Origin of the sequence: Sphingobium sp. DC-2 (assembly GCF_000722555.1) — a bacterium.
Lineage (GTDB): Bacteria > Pseudomonadota > Alphaproteobacteria > Sphingomonadales > Sphingomonadaceae > Sphingobium > Sphingobium quisquiliarum.
Genome location: NZ_JNAC01000033.1, coordinates 30,010 through 48,695 on the forward strand (window position 1 = coordinate 30,010; position 18,686 = coordinate 48,695).

Sequence of the window (18,686 nt, forward strand, 5' to 3'; positions counted from 1 at the left end):
CCGTCACCGGCAGGCGCGGCTCGAACCACATGAGGGGGACGAGGGGGAAATGAGCGAGGGCATCTTCATCGGTCTTGGCGCGCCGGAAAAGGACGGCGGCGTCCCGCAGATACTGAACCTGCGCCGCGCCAACCGGCACGGGCTGATCACCGGCGCGACCGGCACGGGCAAGACCGTCACCTTGCAGGGCATCGCCGAAAGCTTCTCCGCGCGCGGCGTCCCTGTGTTCCTGGCCGATGTGAAGGGCGACCTGTCGGGCATCGCCATGGCGGGATCGCCGACCGCGAAGAATGCGGACAAGCTGGTCGCCCGCGCGCAGGAAATCGGCATCGAAAATTACAGCTATGCCGATAATCCCGCCATCTTCTGGGACCTTTATGGCGAGCAGGGCCATCCGATCCGCACCACCGTCAGCGAAATGGGGCCGCTGCTGCTGTCCCGGCTGATGGGCCTTAACGAAACGCAGGAAGGCGTGCTGTCGATCGCCTTCAAATATGCCGACGAGGAAGGCCTGCTGCTGCTCGACCTGGGCGATCTTCAGGCGATGCTCGCTTATTGCGCGGAGAATGCCGACACATTGTCCGCCCGGTACGGCAATGTCACCAAGGCCAGCGTCGGCGCGATCCAGCGGCAGTTGTTGCAGCTTGAAAGCCAGGGCGGCGATCATTTTTTCGGCGAACCCGCGCTCGACATCCATGATTTCCTGAAAGTGGACGATCAGGGCCGCGGCTATGTGAACATCCTCGCGGCCGACAAGCTGATGCAGAGCCCCAGGCTCTACGCCACCTTCCTGCTGTGGCTGCTGTCCGAACTGTTCGAAACGCTGCCCGAAGCTGGCGACCCGGACAAGCCGGTGCTCGTCTTCTTCTTCGATGAAGCCCATCTGCTGTTCGACGACGCGCCCAAGGCGCTGACCGACAAGATCGAGCAGGTGGTCCGCCTGATCCGGTCGAAGGGCGTGGGCGTCTATTTCGTGACGCAGAACCCGATCGACATTCCCCAGGAGGTGGCGGGCCAGCTTGGCAACCGCATCCAGCATGCCCTGCGCGCCTTCACCCCCCGCGACCAGCGGGCGATCAAGGCGGCGGCGGAAACATTCCGGATCAATCCGGATCTGGACGTCGCGACCGCGATCACCGAACTCAAGGTCGGCGAGGCGCTGGTCTCGCTGCTACAGGAGGATGGCTCGCCCGGCATCGTGCAGCGGACGCTGATCGCCCCGCCACGATCGCGCCTGGGGCCGGTGGACGCCAAGGAACGGGCCATCATCCAGTCCATCTCTCCCTGCGCGGACAAATATGACGCGGCGGTCGATCGCGAATCGGCCGAGGAGATATTGGCGGCACGGGGCGAGGCGGCCGCCGCAGCGGCGCAGGCCGCCAAGGCGCAGGCGGAGAGCGAAAAGGCCGCCGCCGCGCAAGCCAGGGTCGAGGCGAAGCAGCGCGCCGCCGAACTCAAGGAGCAGGCGCGCCGCGACGCCGCCGCCGCGCGGGAAGCCGCCAAGCCGTCGGCATTCGACAAGGCGGTCCAGTCCGCCACCCGCTCCGCCGCATCGTCGGTCGGACGGCAGGTCGCGAACGAGATCGGCCGCGCCGTATTCGGCGGATCGTCGCGGCGCTCGTCATCATCGGGCGGTCTGGCCGGACGGCTGGTTCGCGGCATATTGGGCGGGCTGTTCCGCTAAGGCATGTCTAAAATGGGGGAGAAGACCGATGCGCATGACGATGATGATGGCGGGCGGCGTGGTGATGCTGGGCTTTGCCCTGCCCGCCATGGCTCAGTCGGGCCGCGAACTGCGCCGCGCCGCGGACGCCGCGATCGTCAGCGAGATCGCGAGGGACCGTCAGGCGGAGCGCGACGCGAAGAGGCAGCCTTACGCCTCCCCCGGCTATGGCCCGATCGGCACGGCCGGGGCGGCGAGCAGCGCCTGCGCCGCCAAGGCGCGCGAGCAGGCCGGACCGGGGGCCGCCATTCTGGGCAAGCCAAGGGCCAGTTCCATGTCGACCGGATGGGAGGTCGAGGGCGAGGTCGGCCCCTATGGCGGCTTGCGTTCCGTGCCTTTCATCTGCTCGGTCCGCAATGGATCGGTGAGCGGCATCCTGGTCGACCCGGAAAGATGAGCGGGCGCGAAGCAGCGCCTTCCCTTTGAAAAGAAACGCTGCGCGCCTTCTCTACCAGGCGAGTTGCTTATCGGGTGGAGCAAGGGCAAAGGATAGCGCATGACGGCTCACGCCCATCCGCGCCATCCGCTGCGCTTCGGCAATTTCCGCGCTTATCTGCTCAGCCGCTTTGCTGCCGTGCTGGCGCAATATGCGATGATGATCATCCTGGGCTGGCAGGCCTATAATATCGCGCGCGGCACGATGAGCACATCGGGCGCCGCCGCGCAGCTTGGCCTCATCGGCCTCGCGCAGTTCCTTCCGCTCTTTTTCCTGACGCCGCTGACCGGCTGGGTCGCGGATCATTTCGACAGGCGCTATATTTCGCGCATCACCCTGCTCGTCCTGATCGCGGCGTCAGGCGTGCTGGCGATCGCCACCTATGAAGGGTGGGTCAGCCTGCCGCTGATCTTCGGCATCGCCGCTATCGTTGGCATCACCCGCGCGTTCAACGGGCCAGCCTATTCCGCGCTCGCCCCCAATCTCGTGCCGCGCGAAGTGCTGCCCAACGCCATAGCGATTTCCAGCGTGGCGTGGCAGACCGGCATGATCGCCGGCCCTGCCCTGGGCGGCTATGCCTATGCGATAGAGCCGTGGGGCGCTTATGCCGTCGCATCGGGGCTGTTCGTTCTGGCCCTGAGCGGCATGATGCTGATCGGCCCGGTGCCGCAGCCGCCGCGCGACACCAGCCGCCATCCCATCCGGCAGATGATAGACGGCTTCGCCTATGTCCGCTCCAACCGGCTGGTGCTCGCCACCATCACCCTGGATCTGTTCGCGGTGCTGCTGGCAGGGGCGACGGCGCTGCTGCCCGTCTATGCGCGCGACATCCTGCATGTGGGGTCCAGGGGTCTTGGCCATCTCGCCGCATCCCCCGCCATCGGCGCGGGGGTGACGGCGCTGTTCTTCTCCATCCGGCCCATGCAGCGGGAGGTCGGCCTGAAAATGCTGGCGGCCGTGGTCATCTTCGGCCTGTCCACCATCCTGTTCGGCTGCACCGCCTTCATGCCGTCCAGCATTTCCATGGAGGTCGGCATCGCCGCGCTGGTGATGCTGGGCGCGGCGGACATGGTATCGGTCTATGTGCGCCAGTCGCTGATCCAGCTTCATACGCCCGACGCCATGCGCGGCCGCGTGTCCAGCCTGTCGCAGCTCACCATATCGGCCTCCAACGAACTGGGGGAAGCGGAATCGGGCTTCCTCGCCGCGCTGGTCGGCCCCATCGCCGCAGTGATCGGCGGGGGCGTTGGCGCTATCATCATCACGCTCTTATGGGCGCGACTCTTTCCAGAGCTGCGCCTTGCACGTACCTTCGACCCACCCGACATGAGGGAGGCCGACATCAGCCAGGAGAAGGCCACATGAAAGCTGCCAACATTCTCGAAACCATCGGCAACACGCCGCATATCCGCGTAAGCCGCCTGTTCGGCGATGCGCCGGACGGCACCGAAGTCTGGATCAAGTCGGAACGCTCCAATCCGGGCGGGTCGATCAAGGACCGCATCGCCCTGTCCATGATCGAAGCGGCCGAAGCATCGGGCGACCTGAAGCCCGGCGGCACCATCATCGAACCCACGTCCGGCAATACCGGCGTCGGTCTGGCCATGGTCGCGGCGGTCAAGGGGTACAAGCTGGTGCTGGTCATGCCCGAAAGCATGTCGGTCGAACGCCGCCGCCTGATGCTGGCCTATGGCGCGACCTTCGACCTGACGCCGCGCGAAAAGGGGATGAAGGGCGCGATCGAACGGGCGCTGGAACTGGTGGAGCAGACGCCCGGTTCCTGGATGCCGCAACAGTTTGAAAATGCCGCCAATATCGACGTGCATGTCCGCACCACGGCGCAGGAGATCGCGGCCGACTTCGCCGACAGCCCGATCGACGTGCTGATCACCGGCGTCGGCACCGGCGGCCACATCACCGGCGTGGCGGAAGTGCTCAAGAAGCTGTGGCCGAACGTCAAGGTCTATGCGGTGGAGCCGACCCTGTCCCCCGTCATCAGCGGCGGGCAGCCGGGGCCGCACCCCATACAGGGCATCGGCGCCGGCTTCATTCCGGCGAACCTGCATACCCAGCTTCTGGACGGCGTCATTCAGGTCGATCCGGCCGACGCCAAGGAATATGCGCGCCGCGCCGCCCGCGAAGAAGGCATGCTGGTGGGCATATCGTCCGGCGCGACGCTGGCGGCGATCGCGCAGAAGCTCAAGGAACTGCCCGCGGGCAGCCGCGTTCTGGGCTTCAACTATGATACCGGCGAACGCTATTTGTCGGTGCCTGACTTCCTGCCCGAATAGGATCGCGCCGGAGCGGGCATGATCGACGCTTCACCCATGGCCCGGCCGCATCCCGCGATGTGGCTGATATGGTTCATGCTGTTCGCCGGTCTGCCCCTTGCGGTCGCCGGGTGGGAGGCGCGCAGCCCTGCCGTCCGCGCCTCCGGCCTGACCCTGGTGGAAAAGGTGCGGGTCCGCCGTCCGGCAACACCGCCGCCTGCGGTGCAGCCCGTCGAGCTTTACGAGTTGAACCGCGATCAGGCCCGCGCCTTCAACGCCGCCATCCCCTTTTCCCGCCTGCCCAACCCTGCGGCGCGGCCCTTCATCTTTTCCGGAACGCCGGTGGATCAGGCGCGCGCGGTCGATTGTCTGGCGGCGGCGCAGCTTTATGAAGCCGGTGACGACGCCATCGGCGAGCGCGCCGTCGCTCAGGTGGTGCTGAACCGGGTGCGGCATCCGGCCTTTCCGAAAACCGTGTGCGGCGTGGTGTTCCAGGGTCAGGAAAGGTCCACCGGCTGCCAGTTCACCTTCACCTGCGACGGCGCGCTGGCCCGCTCGCCCAGCCAGGCGGCATGGGACCGCGCGCGGGAGATTGCGCGGGCGGCGCTGGCGGGCAAGGTGTTCAAGCCGGTCGGCTATGCCACCCATTATCATACCGACTGGGTCGTTCCCTATTGGAGCAGCAGCCTGGACAAGATCACGGCGGTCGGCACCCATCTCTTCTTCCGCTGGCGCGGCTGGTGGGGAACCCCGCCCGCCTTCCGTCTGGGCAAGGCGGCGGGCGAGCCGGTCATCCCCCGCATCGCCCGCTTCTCCTCCGCGCATCAGGCCGATGGCGTGATGATCGCTGGCCTGCCGCCTACGCTGCTGCCGGGCGGAGGCTTGGCCGAACTGGCGGCCAAGCCCCAGCAGGCGATCGGCGCGGACTCAGTCGGGCGGATGATGGCGGGCGCGCGGCTGATCACGATCGCGCCGGGGGCGAAAAGCTTTCTGGTCGAACTGAGCCGCGACAGCCTGCCCGCCAACTGGCCTGCCATGGCGCAGACCTTCTGCGCCGGGCGACCCGAATGCCGGATCATGGCATGGCGTGCGGGCGGCGCGCCCTCCGGCCTTCCGCTGACCGGCGACCAGATGGAAAGCATGACCTTCGCCTATATCCACAATGCCGCCACCGGATTGCAACGCGCGCTATGGAACTGCACGCAAACCCCGCGCGAGAACAAGGCGGAATGCATGCGCCAGCGGGTGCCGGTGGAACAGGCAACCGCCCCGCCCCCGCTCACCGGCGTAAGGCGCAAGGAGCGGTTCGAAACCGTGACGATCGTTCCGCCGATGGTGGGACTGGCTGGAAAAACCAGCGAGTGAATTGGACGCGGATGTTGACTTACGGCTCACACGGGCTTCGATAGGCTCAACCCGGCCATGGCAGGTGCAGGCTGTAATGACTTCCAGGACTGACCGGCATGGAGTTCTGGGCGGCCTGCAAATGGCGATTCTTCGCTTACGGTGCCCGCATATCCTGAGCGCGCTGCGCGCCGGGTCACGAAAACCCGATTTTAGCTACGCTTGCCTTCGACTCGTCACATCATCTCCTGAATGCCGATCGATCCCAGGCATTCATGGGTTTGTTTCTGATTTCACCTCTGGCCTTTGGAGGCTGTCGGGGAAAGCGAGCCGCTTCTGGAGCAGGTCTTTGCCAAGCTAAAGCTGCTCCTGCGCAAGGCCGCGGAACGCACGGTCGAGGCCAATTGGCAGCGCGTCGGCCAACTGCTCGATGCTTTCCCCCCTCGACGAATCCGCAAACTACCTCAGGAACAGCGGCTATGCCTCAATCCGATCAAGACAGACTCCAGATGATCGATTGGAGCGGCTTTGCGAGTTTGTACCCAGCGGCCGCATGGGCAAGGGCAGCCTACGCACCACAGCCCCGCAATTCGCCTTGATCAGATCACAACCAACTGCTCCTGCGAAGCATTAGAATAAAACAAGCGGATCTTGATAAGCTGGTCAAGCTGCGAAACCGGGCTCTTGTCCCTGCCGGAAAGGGCTTAGCCTGACGGGACAGGCTCTCCTTGAAAAACCCGCTTCAAAGCTTCTACTTCACTCAATAAAAAAGGGGCCGCCGGGCAGGCGACCCCTTCTATCCTCTCCGCGAAAGCGGGCGGGTGGTTTATCAGTCGGCCTTCGACTGGAGATTGACGGCCGCATATTTGCCGCGGCGGTCGACTTCCAGTTCGAAGTCCAGGCGATCGCCTTCATTGAGGGCGGACATGCCTGCGCGTTCGACGGCGCTGATGTGGACGAATGCGTCGGGCTGTCCATCGTCGCGCTGGATGAAGCCGAAGCCCTTCATGGCGTTGAAGAACTTGACCGTGCCGCTGGCGCGCTCGCCGGTCAGCTGGCGCTGCGGGGCGCGATCGCCGCCGCCGAAGCCGCCACGATCACCGCCAAAGCCGCCTGCTCGGGGCTCGCGCGGGGCGCGTTCCTGAACGGGGAGCGGCTCGCCTTCGATCTTGAGGTCGGTCGCCGACACCTTGCCGCCGCGATCCACCAGGGTGAAGCCCAGCGGCTGGCCTTCCGCCAGACCCGTCAGGCCAGCCTGTTCGACAGCGCTGATGTGAACGAACACGTCTTCGCCGCCATCGTCACGGACGATGAAGCCAAAGCCTTTTTGACCATTGAAGAATTTGACAACGCCGGTGCCTTCGCCAACGACTTGGGCCGGCATGCCGCCGCCACGGCCGCCGCCGAAGCCGCCGCCACCACCGCCGAAGCCGCCACCGCCGCTGCGGAAGCCGCCTCCGCCGCCACCGCCGCCGAAGCCACCGCGGTCGCCGCCACCGAACCCGCCACGATCACCGCCGAAACCGCCGCGATCGAAACCACCACCGAAACCGCCGCGATCGCCGCCATAGAAATTGTCGTCGCCGAAACCGTCGCGCTTGTCCTTGCCGCGCCCGCCGCGGCGACCTCTATCAAAACTCATGCCCTGTTGGTCACTTTCGCTTCGCCCAAGACTAAATCGGACAAACATGCCGGGCGAAATGACATGCAGAATCCACCGCAAGGATGCGGGTTTGAGAATCACTATATCAACTTTTCTCCGGGGCGCGAATGATTTTAGCCCGATTGCCGCCACAATTGCGTGGGCGGCGGGCGCGTTACAGTTTCACTCGCGATCAAAAGGGTTGATTGAGTTGCAGCGGCTTTGGCCATAGAGGGGGTCCATGACCGTTCACTTTCATGAAGAGGACCTGCCCGAAGGCGTCCTCGCCCCCGGCCCCGTCGCCGTCGATACCGAAACCATGGGCCTTATCACCCCGCGCGACCGGCTATGCCTGGTGCAGATCAGCGACGGGCACGGTGACGAGCATCTGGTGCGCTTTGGCCCCGGCAGCGATTATGCCGCCCCCAATCTGCGCGCCGTGCTTGGCGATCCCGGCAGGCTGAAACTCTATCATTTCGGCCGCTTCGACATCGCTGCCATCCGCCATTATCTGGGCGTGGTGGCGGCGCCCGTCTATTGCACGAAGATCGCATCGCGCCTGATCCGCACCTATACCGACCGCCATGGCCTTAAGGAGCTGGTGCGCGAACTGCTGGGGCAGGAAATCAGCAAGCAGCAGCAGTCGAGCGATTGGGGCGCACCCGCCTTGTCGGACGCGCAGAAGGATTATGCGGCGTCGGACGTGCGCTACCTTCACCAGTTGAAGGCGGAACTGGACAAGCGGCTGATCCGCGAGGGCCGCATGGAACTGGCGCAGGCCTGTTTCGATTTCCTCCCTCACAGGGCCGAACTGGACCTGGCGGGCTGGCCGGAGATCGACATCTTCGCCCATATGTAAAAGGCAGGAAGCAAGCGCTCCATGTCCATCCAGGCGGAAAAGCAACGTCATGCGCGGCGGCATTGGGCCCTGCCGGGGGGTAGCCATGACCGGCTGGTGGGCATGCTCAAAAACTGGCTGCCGATCGCGGTCGGGGTGCTGGCCGCGCTGCTGGCGACCGCGCCGTTCCTGGGCGGCGACAAGGTGAGCTTCGTGCTCGACAAGAACAAGGTGGAGGTGGCGCAGGAACGCATGCGCGTCACCGAAGCGCTCTACCGGGGCGAGGACAGCAAGGGCCAGCCCTTCTCGCTGCGCGCCGGATCGGCGGTGCAGAAAAGCTCGCGCGAGCCTGTGGTCGACCTGAACGATATGTCCGCGCGCATCCTCCTGCCGGAAGGCCCCGCCGTGCTGAACGCGCGCAAGGGCCGTTACGACATGGACAGCGAACGCGTGGCGGTGGACGGCCCGGTGCAGTTCCAGGCAGCGGGCGGATACCGGCTGACAACGCGGGACGTTGGGATAGACCTCAAGACGCGGAAGATGCGCAGCGCGGGACGCGTCGATGGCCGCATCCCCATCGGCACGTTCAGCGGCGACCATCTGGAGGCCGACCTCAATGCGCGCACCGTGACGCTACAGGGCAGGGCGAGCTTGCGCATCGAACAAAATGGCCTCAAAGGGCGGTAGTGATGAAGAGATCGCTGATCCTGCTGTCGGCTGGCGCGCTGGGTGCGGCCGTTTTCTATGCTGGCGCGGGCGCGCAGGTGCTCAAGAATCACGACAGCAACGCCCCGGTAAACTTCACCGCCGACCGGATCGAGGTGCAGGATCGCGCCGATCGCGTCGTGGTTTCGGGCAATGTCGAAGTCACGCAGGCGGGCATGCGGCTCAATGCGGCGCGCATGACGGTGGCGTACCGGAACAATGGATCGAACGGCAGCGGGGTGGAGGTCGATCGGATTGACGCGACGGGCAATGTCGTCGTGACGAAGGGCAATGAAACCGCGCGCGGCAATGTCGCCATTTACGACCTCAACCGGCGGCTGATCACCATGATCGGCAATGTGAGCCTGACGCAGGGAGCGAACCGGCTGACCGGCGGGCGGCTGGTGATCGACCTGACCAGCGGGCGTTCGACCGTGGACGGACGCTCATCGGGCGGCTCGCCGGGCGTGTCGAGCGGATCGGGCGGGCGCGTGTCCGGCACCTTCACCGTGCCTCAGCGTAGCAACTAAGCGCATTCGCGCGCCGCTGCTGCTTGCGGCGACGTGGCGTTAAGGACGTTCGTCCCAGCGAATCAGCCGCACCTTGCCATCTGGCTCCGCCGCAAGCTCGCCAAAGGCCCCGGTGCGCAGCTTGAGCGAGGCGGAAGGCAAGCCCAGAGCGAGCAGGGCGAAGCGCGCCGCGCCGTTGCTGGTCACCAGCAGCTCCATGCCGTCACCGTCCTTCTCAAACCACCTCTTCCAGGCGGCAATCCGGGCAGGAGCATCCACGACCCAGCCATCAGGCGCGATGCCGCGCTCATCCCAATCGGCGAGCGCCTCCCGCCCAATCCGGGCAAGCACCTGCGCTTCGGACAGCCCTTCGTCGGGACCATGGTTGATTTCATTGAGCCATGGCAGCGCGCCGTCCAGCGCATGGCCTGTCGCCGACGCGATCCGGGCGGCCGTTTCCGTTGCCCGTTGAAGCGGGCCGCTATGGATGCAGCGGATGGGTAACTGCCGCGCCGCGAACCAGGACCCAAGACGATCCGCCTGCGCGCGTCCGCTTTCGACCAGCGGAATGTCCGTAAGCGCGCCGATCCGGCGGGCTTCGGCGCTGCTGTCGAACGTGTTGCCATGGCGGATGATGAAGATGCGCCGCGTCATGGCAGCGGCGGGGTGGGGTCGCCATGGATGGCTATCAACGCCTCTACCCGGTCGATATCGGCGGGCGTATCGATGCCGGAACTGTCGAACAGCGGCGGGTCGACGGGTACGGTCGTGATGGGAATGCCAAGTTCCAGCAGGCGAAGCTGCTCCAGCCCTTCCAGTGTTTCCAGCGCGGTCGCCGGAGCATTTTCAAAGCGCGTCAGGGCGTCAAGCGTGTAGCCATAAAGGCCGACATGCCGCCAGACCGGCGACATGGTATCGCTGGTGCGCAGGGCCTCCTCCCCCCGAATAGCGGGGATGATGGCCTTGGAAAACCACAGCGCACGGCCATCAACGGCGCGGGCGCAGGTCGTCCCGCTGAAGGGCGAGCGGCGTTTGTGGTCGCGCAAGGCGTCGAGCGCTGCCCAATCCAGCGCGATCACCGGCGTTGCCACTTCCGCGCCGGATTTCAGGGCCGCGATGACCGATCGCAGGGCGGCTTGCGGCTGAAAGGGGGAATCGCCCTGAAGGTTTACGACGAAGCGCGGCGGAACGGGCCTTTGCAGCGCCGCCGCCAGCGCCCGCCCGGAGCCAGTGGCGATGGCGCTTTCCGTCATCACCGCATCGCAGCCAGCGGCGCGTGCATGGTCCGCAATCTCCCGGTCGTCCGTTGCGACCAGCAATTCCGCATCTTCCAGACCGCCGATCGCGGCGCGCGCCATGGCGATGGTCCGGTGCAGCAGCGTGCGGCCCGCGATCAGTCGCAGGGGCTTGCGGGGAAGACGCGAGGAGCCTGCCCGCGCCGGAATGACGACGATGATGCTCAGGCTACCCCGGCGTTCAGCAGGTCGTGCATGTGGATCGCGCCGACCAATTGCCCGCCTTCGCAGACGAACAGCAGGGTGATGTTGTGCAAATGCATGAGCCGCAGCGCTTCGGACGCGAGTTCTTCCGGCCCGACGCTCAAGGGCGTGGGCGTCATGTAGCGGCCCACCGCCTCGGTCAGATGCTGCGTGCCGGTTACGGTGCGGCGCAGGTCGCCGTCAGTGAACGCGCCGATCAGTTCGCCGCTCTGATCAACCACAGCCGTGCCGCCCAGCCGTCCACGCGTCATTTCGATTGTGGCGTCCAGCAGCGACGCGTCTTCGCGCACACGAGGCACACCCTCCCCTTTCGTCATCAGTTCCCGCACCTTGAGGAGCTGCGCGCCAAGGCTGCCATTGGGGTGGAATTTATAGAAGTCGTCCGCCGAAAAGCCCCGCATCTCCATGAGAGCAATCGCCAGGGCATCGCCGAAGGCCATCTGCACCGTTGTCGACGTGGTCGGCGCCAGTTCATTGGGGCAGGCTTCGCGGACGGCGGGAAGGAGCACGCACACATCAGACGCCGTAGCCACCGTGCTTCCCGCCCGCGCCGTCAGGCCGAGCAGCGGAATGCCGAAGCGCTTGCAATAGTGAATGATGGGTCCAAGCTCGTTCGACTCGCCCGAATGGGACAGCATCAGCACGACATCGTCCGGCGTCACCATGCCCAGATCGCCATGTCCCGCATCGGCCGGATGCATGAAGATGGCGGGCGTCCCGGTCGACGTCAATGTCGCCGTCATCTTGCGGGCGACGATGCCGCTCTTGCCCATGCCGGTCACGATCACGCGGCCGCGCACATTCATGATCACGCCGACCAGCCGAAGGAAGATCGCCGCAAAATCGCGATCGGAAAATTTCGCTTCCAGCGCGTTGATGCCCTGGGACGCAGTGGACAAGGTCCGGCTGGCGGTTTCAACGATCCGGCTGCCGGAGCCAAAAGGCACGATCTTAGATACTGTAGACACGCAAACGCCCTTTTTTCCCCGCAACGCCGCCGGTTATCCTGCTGACGCTACGTGGCGGCGGATCGCCCATCGGCAAACCGCCCTTACCTCATATTCCGCGACCGTCCCGGCTCTAAGCCGGCACCTTGAAGCGGGAATAGGACTGTTCGGACGGTGATGGCAATTCAATTTGTAAACAGGGCGAAAAATTGCGCGGCTAAACTGTCACACATTTAACAAAGAAGCAGATAGCGGGCCGTCGCCGGAACTTTCTGGAATGAACGGCGTAGTGCCGCGCTTTTGGCAGTCACTCGCGATGATAATCGCGATACCACGCCACGAAGCGGGGCACGCCTGTTTCAATTGCGGTGGCGGGTGCGAAGCCGATGTCCTGAGCAATGGCGCTGATGTCGGCGAAGGTCGCCGGGACATCGCCCGGCTGCATCGGCTGGAAATCGATTTCCGCCTTGCGGCCGCACGCATCCTCCAGGACGGAGATGAGGTGCATCAACTCTTCCGGGCGATTATTGCCGATATTGTAAAGCCGGTGGGGTGAACGGCTGCCGCCCGCCTTGATCGATCCGTCATCGGCCGGGGCATGATCGAGACAGCCGATCACGCCGCTGACGATATCGTCGATATAGGTGAAGTCGCGCTGCATCCGGCCGTGGTTGAAAACCGGAATGGGATCACCCGCCAATATCTTCCTGGTGAAGATCCACATCGCCATGTCGGGCCGCCCCCATGGGCCGTAGACCGTGAAGAAGCGCAGGCCTGTCATCGGGATTCGGAAAAGATGCGCATAGGTTTCGCTCATCAGCTCGTCGGACCGCTTGGTCGCGGCATAGAGCGAGACGGGATGGTCGGCGCGGTCCTCCACCCGGAAAGGCAGGCTGTCATTGCCGCCATAAACCGAGGAGGATGAGGCGTAGACGAGGTGGCGCACCCGCCGCTCCCGCGCCAGTTCCAGCATATTGACGTGCCCGGCCAAATTCGACCGCACATAGGCGTGGGGATTGATGAGCGAATAGCGGACGCCCGCCTGCGCGCCCAGATGGATGATGGCCTCCACCGTCTGGCCCGCCAGCGCCGCCTGTAGCGCATCCATATCGGCAAAGTCAGCCTCGGCGAAGGTAAAGAGCTTTCCATGCCGCTCGGCCAGCGTGGCGATGCGGTCGCGCTTGAGCGAGACGGCATAATAGTCGTTCATATTGTCGATGCCGGTCACCGCCCGCCCTGCGGCGAGCAGCCGGTCAGCAACCGCCATGCCGATGAACCCGGCCGCGCCTGTCACGAGGATAGTCATGCGGCAGCCCGCTTGAAGGGCAGGATGGAAGTCTTCACCGTCAAAATTCCCTTTCCATCAGGCGTCATGGCCGTTCACAAACAATCCTGCGGCCGATGTAAAGGCCTTTCCCCAAAAGCGCTGTGCGATTGGCCGATTTAGACAATTTAGTCTTTCCCTAAGCATTGCCGCCTAAGGGAGGAGCCATGGATATGGCTTCGCATCCGGTTCCGATCAGCGGCCGCGCTCACGGCCCGGCGCAACGCGCGCGCTGGGCGTCGCTGGCCAATGACGCGGCGGAGGCGAACGCTTTCTATGCGCCGGACATGCTGTGCGCGGCGCTTGATCATCTGGCGCAGGTCCCGGCCGTGCGCCTGATCGAATCGTGCAACGGCAGCGACCTTATCGGGCTGCTTCCGGTGGTCGTTCTGCCGAGTCATGGCCGCCTGCCCCTGCCCTGCGCCGCCAACTGGATGCACGATCATTGCTTCTTCGGCGCGCCGCTGATTCGCAAGGGACAGGAGATGGCGGCGTGGCGCGGCCTTCTGGCGCAACTGGACGCGGCGGAATGGGCTCCGGGCTTCCTGCATCTGCAAGGGCTGGACGCAGCGGGAGCCAATGCCGCCGCGCTCGAAGCGCTGTGCGTGGAGCAGCGGCGCGGCCGCCGTGAAGTGCACCGCTATGACCGGGCGATGCTGCGATCCGAACTGGATGCGGAGCGCTATTGGGAAACCCATGTGCGCGCGAAGAAGCGCAAGGAAATCCGCCGCCTGCAAAAGCGGCTGGCAGACATGGGCGCGGTCGAGCAACGGATGCTGACGGATCGGGCCGAACTGCCGCACTGGTGCGCGGACTTTCTGGCGCTGGAAGCGTCGGGCTGGAAGGGACGCGAGGGCACCGCTCTGGCATGCCGGGCAGGCGACGCCGCCTTCTTCCGCGCCGCCTGCGCCGCCGCCTTCGACGCAGGGCGGCTGCACATGCTGCGCATCGACCTTGACGGACGGGCGATCGCCATGCTGGCCAATTTCCGCCACGGCAGCGGGGCGTTTTCTTTCAAGATCGCCTTTGATGAAGAGTTGGGCCGCTTTTCGCCCGGCGTCCTCATCGAACTCGCCAACCTCCACGCCGTTCAGGGCGACCCGGCCATCGAGTGGATGGACAGTTGCGCCGCCGCCGATCACCCGATGATCGACAGCCTGTGGGGCGAACGGCGGACCATCGTCCAATATCGAATCGCGTTGCACGGGCGAGGCCTCGCCCGGCTGGGCCGGGGCCTTGCCTTCGCGCTGGCCAATGGCGCGGAAGCCCTTGCCGCCCGAATGAAGGGACAATCATGACCGCCTACAAGCCGATTACCGCCGCCCGGACATTTCCCGGCAGCGCCCGTGACGATTTCGCGCGCGCCTATCCCGATCAGCCCGCAAAGCTGCATCACGCACTGACAGGGCATGAACTGCTGACGATCCCGGCGATTGCCGAACTGGCGGAGAGAATGCCTGCGTCCAGGGTCGAATATAATCTGGGCAAGCTGCCACTGGGCATCCGCGCCGAAGACACGCCGTCGAACGGCCTGACACTGGACGAGACGATCCGCACGATCGAAACCAATGGCAGCTGGGCGGTGCTGAAGAATGTAGAGCGCGATCCCGCCTATGGCGCGCTGCTGGACCAGGCGCTGGAAGAACTGGCCCCGCTGGTCGCGCGCGCGACCGGGCCGATGCTGAACCGGGAAGCCTTCCTGTTCCTTACGTCGCCGGGCAGCGTCACGCCGTTCCACATGGACCCGGAGCATAATATCCTGCTCCAGATCATGGGGGAGAAGGTGATGAACGTCTTCCCTGCCGGAGACGAGGAACTGGTGCCCGCGATCAAGAGCGAGTCCTTCCACGCTGGCGGGCACCGCAACCTTGAATGGCGCGAGCATTTCAGGGGCCGTGGAACAGCCTTCACCCTGAGGCCGGGCGAAGCCATCCATGTGCCGGTGAAAGCCCCGCATTTCGTCGAAAACGGGCCTGCGGTGTCGATCAGCCTGTCGGTGACATGGCGGTCCGAGCGCAGCGTAGCCGAGAGTGAACTACATGGCTTGAACGCGTTGTTGCGGCGGCGCGGGCTGCCGGTCACGCGGATCGGTACGCAACCGGAACGACAGCGGGCGCGGCGGCTGGCCTATCGCGTCATGCGGAAGCTGGGCGCCTGAACAGACGCCGCAGCAGCGCTTCACCCTCAAGCCGCGGCGAAAAGCGTTCGATCACCCACCATTCCAGCGCTTCTTCACGCGTGGCGAGGCTCTGCTTGTAACGGTCCTTGCCCGCGAGCAGGGAATAGAGGGAGAGGCCCTGCCCGGCATAATGCGCCACCGCCGCGGCGTGACAGAGCAGCCCCGGCTTGTCCCTGGACGAGCGGGGCGCCGCGAAGGCGGACTGGTAATTCATGGCCTGCCCGCGATAGACGAAGTTGACGAGCAGCCCCACCGTGCCGCCATCCGCAGCGGTGAAGCGCAGCAGTTCGACTTCCCCATTGTCGCGGCCACGATCGGCCAGCAGGGCGACGAAACGGCGGAAGGCCGGATCGGCCCAGGCATTGTCGCTGTGCCGCCCTTCGTTCAGGACGCGCATCTCCTCTATCCATGCGGCGGATTGCGCGGCGGAGGATGCAAGGGTGATGGAGGGCAGCGCGCCGCCATGATCCTTGATCGCGCGGCGGATCTGGCTGCGCGTATTGGAACTGAGCAGCGAGAGATAATCGCCCGAAGCATCGCGGACGGCGTCCAGATCGACCTGATAGACGGGCGAGCGGTCCAGGCGCAGAGAACGGCGGGCAGGCATCCCCAACAAGGGCGATGCGGGCACGATGCCACTCAGGCGAAGGGCGCGCCAGTCCATCCTGCGGGCAAGGGCGTCGTGAAAGGCGCTGACGGCTGCGCACTCATTGGGCTTCGCCACGAGCAGGCCATTATATTCGACATAGGGCCGGTCCGAGGCGGGATCGCCCGACTGGTTGAGCGACAATGTGGCGCAGCGGCCCAGCAGACGCGGCATCATCGCATGGCCGAGCAGCGCGAGGGCGACATCCCCGCCCTCCTGATCCGCGACGGTCAGCAGTTCGGGACGGACGCCATAGCTTTCCAGCCAGCAGCCGGTCCATGTCCAGCCAAGGAAGAAGCTGCTGGCGGACGCCGCCTCCAGCGCGCGCCAGCGGGTTTCCAGACTGACAAGGTCAGGGAGGGACGAAAATCGGGCGGTAAGGACCATCGCCCCCTTGTGGCAGAGCCGCGCACGGGGTCAAGCGACAGGGATGACCCTTGCCAGCGCCGCGCTAACGCGGCTGCTTGGCCGGATCGATCGACCCATCGGGGCGCACCCCCGCGATCGCAAGTTCATGCTTCATCCGCCCGGTGACGAATCGATACCACATGCGGAGGTCCGCGCGCAGGGACCAGAGCGGATGGCGGAAGGTCGCGGGCCGGTTGCGTTCGATCAGGCTGTGACTGATCCAGGCGAAGCCATAGCCCGCAAGGGGCAGCGCCGGGATCATCCACCAGCGCCCGGCCAGCGGAAGCATGCCCGCCAGCAACAGCGCCAGGCTGGTTCCGGCATAGTGCATCGCCCGCGTGCCCGGCCGCGCATGTTCCCGTAGATAATGAGGCCAGAAATCGCTGAAATCCGTATGTCCGCGCACCTTCTCTCTCCCGAAGAGAAGGCTATCGGCGATCGTCCCCGCGCCTAAGCGCAATGCGTCAGGACGTGCGGCTTTCGGGAGCGAAGAGGAAATAGTCATAGGCCGCCCGCGCGACTTCGGCCATGATCCGGTCGCGCAGCACATGGCCGCGATGATCCTTCATCACGAACACGGAAATGGCGAAGGTCCGGCCATCGGGCAGGGCGATGAGGCCAGCATCATTGCCAAGGCCGTTCAACGTGCCGGTTTTATGCGCGATCTGCGTGCCCGGCGGCAGCATGCCGGTTAGCCGCGCCTTGCCCGTCTTGCACCGGGCCATGATGGCGAGCAGCGCAGCGCTGCTGCCGGGCTTGAGCGCCTTGCCATGATGGATCGCGGCCAGCAGGTCGTTCATCGCGCGCGGCGTCGACGTGTCGCGCGGATCGGCGGCGAAGGCCATGTTGGGCAGGTCACGCGCGTCGCGCTGCTGGGGGGAAAGGCCCGCCTCCATCACGGCTTCGTCCCCGCCCGTCGACGCGGCCGCCTTGGCCCGCTCCAGAAGCTGGGCCGTGTTGCTGTCCACCCGCTGGCCATGAATGCCGATCGACTGGAGCCAGCTATTGATCGCCTGCGGGCCGCCCGCGCGCGCCACCAGCACATCGGTCGCCTCATTATCGCTGCGGGTGAGCATCAGTTCCAGCAGCGCGGTGACAGGCAGCGGCGTGCCAAGGCGCGGCAGCCGCTCGTCAAGGTTGAGCGCGCCAGCGTCGGCCATCGAGAAGATCTTGCCCGCGACCGCGACCTTGTAGGTGCTGGCCATCGGGAACAGCGTGTCATTGTTGATGCCGATCGACTGGCCGCTGTGCAGGTCGCTCACGGCGATGCCGACCGTTCCGTCCGTCAGCGCCGCGAAACGTTCGAATTCGCCCAGCAGGCGCGCCTCCGCCGTGCGCTGAACGATATTGGGCGTGGGGCCGAAAGCGTCGGCGGCGGGCAGCGGGGCGAGGAACAGGCCGAAAGCCGTCAGCAGGGCAGCAAGGGAGGAAGGGCGCGGCATGGCCCGATATTCTCCCATTTGCACCGCCGGGGCAAGCGCCAAGCGTTGTTGACAGGGCTTTGCCAGCGGGTTCATCAGCACTGGCCATGACCAGTACGATCAAGCTCGACGAAAGCTGGCGCACGCCGCTGAGCCAGGAGTTCCAGCAGCCCTATATGCAGGGGCTGAAACAGTTTCTGGAAAGCGAGAAGGCGCAGGGCAAGCGCATCTTCCCCAAGGGTTCGGAATATTTCCGCGCGCTCGACCTGACGCCGCTCGACACGGTGAAGGCCGTCATTCTTGGGCAGGACCCCTATCATGGCGAAGGACAGGCGCATGGCCTGTGCTTCAGCGTCCGGCCGGGGGTGCGCACGCCCCCTTCGCTGGTCAACATCTACAAGGAACTGAAAACCGACCTTGGCATCGATCCGCCACGCCACGGCTTTCTGGAACATTGGGCGCGTCAGGGCGTGCTGCTGCTCAACAGCGTCCTGACTGTGGAAATGGGGCGCGCCGCATCACACCAGAAACAGGGGTGGGAACAGTTCACCGACGCCGTCGTCCGGCTGGTGAACCAGAAGGACGAGCCGGTCGTCTTCCTGCTGTGGGGCGCGCATGCGCAGCGCAAGGCCGCCTTCGTTGACCAGTCGAAACATCTCGTGCTGAAGGCGGCGCATCCTTCCCCGCTGTCGGCGCATAACGGCTTTCTGGGCTGCCGCCATTTTTCGCGGGCCAACGCCTTTCTGGAAGCGAAGGGGCGCGGCGCGATCGACTGGTCTTTGCCCAACGCCTGAG

General features: G+C 65.3%; 19 protein-coding genes and 1 pseudogene. 12 read left to right on the forward strand and 8 right to left on the reverse strand.

Going from position 1 to position 18,686, the window contains the following annotated elements:
* The first annotated feature begins 49 nt into the window (after positions 1 to 49).
* The 6 genes and pseudogenes from ET21_RS0105945 to ET21_RS28375 all read left to right on the forward strand — a co-directional run.
* On the forward strand, positions 50 to 1,684 hold the full coding sequence (locus ET21_RS0105945) for a helicase HerA-like domain-containing protein (protein WP_030538936.1): 1,635 nt from the start codon (positions 50 to 52) through the stop codon (positions 1,682 to 1,684).
* 28 nt (positions 1,685 to 1,712) lie between these two features.
* A complete protein-coding gene (locus ET21_RS0105950) occupies positions 1,713 to 2,120 on the forward strand; it encodes a hypothetical protein (RefSeq protein ID WP_030538937.1) in 408 nt (135 codons plus the stop codon).
* 99 nt (positions 2,121 to 2,219) lie between these two features.
* Positions 2,220 to 3,524 carry an MFS transporter gene (locus ET21_RS0105955; RefSeq protein ID WP_030538938.1) on the forward strand — a complete coding sequence of 435 codons (1,305 nt, stop codon included), beginning with the start codon at positions 2,220 to 2,222 and terminating at the stop codon, positions 3,522 to 3,524.
* Positions 3,521 to 4,450: a cysteine synthase A gene (gene cysK, locus ET21_RS0105960; protein WP_021237020.1), complete on the forward strand. Its 930-nt coding sequence runs from the start codon at positions 3,521 to 3,523 to the stop codon at positions 4,448 to 4,450. Before ET21_RS0105955 ends, cysK begins: the two co-directional genes overlap by 4 nt.
* Before the next feature lie 18 nt (positions 4,451 to 4,468).
* Positions 4,469 to 5,794, forward strand: coding sequence for a cell wall hydrolase (locus tag ET21_RS0105965; RefSeq protein ID WP_030538939.1), 1,326 nt, complete (start codon positions 4,469 to 4,471; stop codon positions 5,792 to 5,794).
* Positions 5,795 to 6,103: 309 nt separating this feature from the next.
* Positions 6,104 to 6,205 (forward strand): annotated as a pseudogene (locus ET21_RS28375) (IS630 family transposase); the annotation flags it as partial.
* Between the two features lie 397 nt (positions 6,206 to 6,602).
* On the opposite strand, the gene ET21_RS28735 reads toward ET21_RS28375, so the two are convergent.
* Positions 6,603 to 7,415 carry a cold-shock protein gene (locus ET21_RS28735; protein ID WP_030538941.1) on the reverse strand — a complete coding sequence of 271 codons (813 nt, stop codon included), beginning with the start codon at positions 7,413 to 7,415 and terminating at the stop codon, positions 6,603 to 6,605.
* Between the two features lie 241 nt (positions 7,416 to 7,656).
* On the opposite strand from ET21_RS28735, the gene ET21_RS0105980 reads away from it, so the two are divergent.
* From ET21_RS0105980 to ET21_RS0105990, 3 genes are read left to right on the forward strand one after another with little or no spacing between them, the layout of a single operon-like run.
* Positions 7,657 to 8,274: a ribonuclease D gene (locus tag ET21_RS0105980; RefSeq protein WP_030538942.1), complete on the forward strand. Its 618-nt coding sequence runs from the start codon at positions 7,657 to 7,659 to the stop codon at positions 8,272 to 8,274.
* A 21-nt stretch (positions 8,275 to 8,295) separates the two neighbouring features.
* Positions 8,296 to 8,940 carry a hypothetical protein gene (locus ET21_RS0105985; RefSeq protein ID WP_021238163.1) on the forward strand — a complete coding sequence of 215 codons (645 nt, stop codon included), beginning with the start codon at positions 8,296 to 8,298 and terminating at the stop codon, positions 8,938 to 8,940.
* A 2-nt stretch (positions 8,941 to 8,942) separates the two neighbouring features.
* Positions 8,943 to 9,488, forward strand: coding sequence for an LptA/OstA family protein (locus ET21_RS0105990; protein ID WP_030538943.1), 546 nt, complete (start codon positions 8,943 to 8,945; stop codon positions 9,486 to 9,488).
* Positions 9,489 to 9,527: 39 nt separating this feature from the next.
* On the opposite strand, the gene ET21_RS0105995 is transcribed toward ET21_RS0105990, so the two are convergent.
* The 4 genes from ET21_RS0105995 to ET21_RS0106010 all read right to left on the reverse strand — a co-directional run bounded on the left by ET21_RS0105995 (position 9,528) and on the right by ET21_RS0106010 (position 13,219).
* Entirely contained in the window at positions 9,528 to 10,121 is a 594-nt protein-coding gene (locus tag ET21_RS0105995; protein WP_030538944.1) for a histidine phosphatase family protein, read from the reverse strand.
* Positions 10,118 to 10,921 carry a 3-deoxy-manno-octulosonate cytidylyltransferase gene (locus ET21_RS0106000; protein ID WP_030538945.1) on the reverse strand — a complete coding sequence of 268 codons (804 nt, stop codon included), beginning with the start codon at positions 10,919 to 10,921 and terminating at the stop codon, positions 10,118 to 10,120. The genes ET21_RS0105995 and ET21_RS0106000 overlap by 4 nt, the downstream gene beginning before the upstream one ends.
* Before the next feature lie 5 nt (positions 10,922 to 10,926).
* Positions 10,927 to 11,934, reverse strand: a complete 1,008-nt coding sequence (locus tag ET21_RS0106005) for an SIS domain-containing protein (protein WP_030538946.1) — start codon at positions 11,932 to 11,934, stop codon at positions 10,927 to 10,929.
* 286 nt (positions 11,935 to 12,220) lie between these two features.
* Positions 12,221 to 13,219 carry an NAD-dependent epimerase/dehydratase family protein gene (locus tag ET21_RS0106010; protein WP_021238158.1) on the reverse strand — a complete coding sequence of 333 codons (999 nt, stop codon included), beginning with the start codon at positions 13,217 to 13,219 and terminating at the stop codon, positions 12,221 to 12,223.
* A gap of 185 nt (positions 13,220 to 13,404) precedes the next feature.
* On the opposite strand from ET21_RS0106010, the gene ET21_RS0106015 reads away from it, so the two are divergent.
* Complete coding sequence (locus tag ET21_RS0106015; protein WP_030538947.1) at positions 13,405 to 14,535, forward strand: GNAT family N-acetyltransferase; 1,131 nt, start codon at positions 13,405 to 13,407, stop codon at positions 14,533 to 14,535.
* Entirely contained in the window at positions 14,532 to 15,395 is an 864-nt protein-coding gene (locus tag ET21_RS0106020) for a cupin-like domain-containing protein (RefSeq protein ID WP_030538948.1), read from the forward strand. Before ET21_RS0106015 ends, ET21_RS0106020 begins: the two co-directional genes overlap by 4 nt.
* Here the strand turns inward: ET21_RS0106020 and ET21_RS0106025 are convergent.
* From ET21_RS0106025 to ET21_RS0106035, 3 genes are all read right to left on the reverse strand, one after another.
* On the reverse strand, positions 15,373 to 16,449 hold the full coding sequence (locus tag ET21_RS0106025) for a GNAT family N-acetyltransferase (protein ID WP_030538949.1): 1,077 nt from the start codon (positions 16,447 to 16,449) through the stop codon (positions 15,373 to 15,375). The genes ET21_RS0106020 and ET21_RS0106025 overlap by 23 nt on opposite strands.
* Before the next feature lie 64 nt (positions 16,450 to 16,513).
* Positions 16,514 to 16,876 (reverse strand): DUF962 domain-containing protein, encoded by a 363-nt coding sequence (locus ET21_RS0106030; RefSeq protein WP_030538950.1) that lies wholly within the window; start codon positions 16,874 to 16,876, stop codon positions 16,514 to 16,516.
* Between the two features lie 58 nt (positions 16,877 to 16,934).
* Positions 16,935 to 17,912 carry a serine hydrolase gene (locus ET21_RS0106035; RefSeq protein WP_030538951.1) on the reverse strand — a complete coding sequence of 326 codons (978 nt, stop codon included), beginning with the start codon at positions 17,910 to 17,912 and terminating at the stop codon, positions 16,935 to 16,937.
* 86 nt (positions 17,913 to 17,998) lie between these two features.
* On the opposite strand from ET21_RS0106035, the gene ung reads away from it, so the two are divergent.
* Positions 17,999 to 18,685 carry a uracil-DNA glycosylase gene (gene ung / locus ET21_RS0106040; protein WP_030538952.1) on the forward strand — a complete coding sequence of 229 codons (687 nt, stop codon included), beginning with the start codon at positions 17,999 to 18,001 and terminating at the stop codon, positions 18,683 to 18,685.
* The last annotated feature ends 1 nt before the right edge of the window (position 18,686 follow it).

Bases quoted from the DNA above. Each gene is read 5' to 3' on its own strand.
- ET21_RS0105945 (WP_030538936.1), top strand. From the start codon at position 50: ATGAGCGAGGGCATCTTCATCGGTCTTGGCGCGCCGGAAAAGGACGGC.
- ET21_RS0105950 (WP_030538937.1), top strand. From the start codon at position 1,713: ATGCGCATGACGATGATGATGGCGGGCGGCGTGGTGATGCTGGGCTTT.
- ET21_RS0105955 (WP_030538938.1), top strand. From the start codon at position 2,220: ATGACGGCTCACGCCCATCCGCGCCATCCGCTGCGCTTCGGCAATTTC.
- cysK (WP_021237020.1), top strand. From the start codon at position 3,521: ATGAAAGCTGCCAACATTCTCGAAACCATCGGCAACACGCCGCATATC.
- ET21_RS0105965 (WP_030538939.1), top strand. From the start codon at position 4,469: ATGATCGACGCTTCACCCATGGCCCGGCCGCATCCCGCGATGTGGCTG.
- ET21_RS28735 (WP_030538941.1), bottom strand. From the start codon at position 7,415: ATGAGTTTTGATAGAGGTCGCCGCGGCGGGCGCGGCAAGGACAAGCGC.
- ET21_RS0105980 (WP_030538942.1), top strand. From the start codon at position 7,657: ATGACCGTTCACTTTCATGAAGAGGACCTGCCCGAAGGCGTCCTCGCC.
- ET21_RS0105985 (WP_021238163.1), top strand. From the start codon at position 8,296: ATGTCCATCCAGGCGGAAAAGCAACGTCATGCGCGGCGGCATTGGGCC.
- ET21_RS0105990 (WP_030538943.1), top strand. From the start codon at position 8,943: ATGAAGAGATCGCTGATCCTGCTGTCGGCTGGCGCGCTGGGTGCGGCC.
- ET21_RS0105995 (WP_030538944.1), bottom strand. From the start codon at position 10,121: ATGACGCGGCGCATCTTCATCATCCGCCATGGCAACACGTTCGACAGC.
- ET21_RS0106010 (WP_021238158.1), bottom strand. From the start codon at position 13,219: ATGACTATCCTCGTGACAGGCGCGGCCGGGTTCATCGGCATGGCGGTT.
- ET21_RS0106015 (WP_030538947.1), top strand. From the start codon at position 13,405: ATGGATATGGCTTCGCATCCGGTTCCGATCAGCGGCCGCGCTCACGGC.
- ET21_RS0106020 (WP_030538948.1), top strand. From the start codon at position 14,532: ATGACCGCCTACAAGCCGATTACCGCCGCCCGGACATTTCCCGGCAGC.
- ET21_RS0106025 (WP_030538949.1), bottom strand. From the start codon at position 16,449: ATGGTCCTTACCGCCCGATTTTCGTCCCTCCCTGACCTTGTCAGTCTG.
- ET21_RS0106035 (WP_030538951.1), bottom strand. From the start codon at position 17,912: ATGCCGCGCCCTTCCTCCCTTGCTGCCCTGCTGACGGCTTTCGGCCTG.
- ung (WP_030538952.1), top strand. From the start codon at position 17,999: ATGACCAGTACGATCAAGCTCGACGAAAGCTGGCGCACGCCGCTGAGC.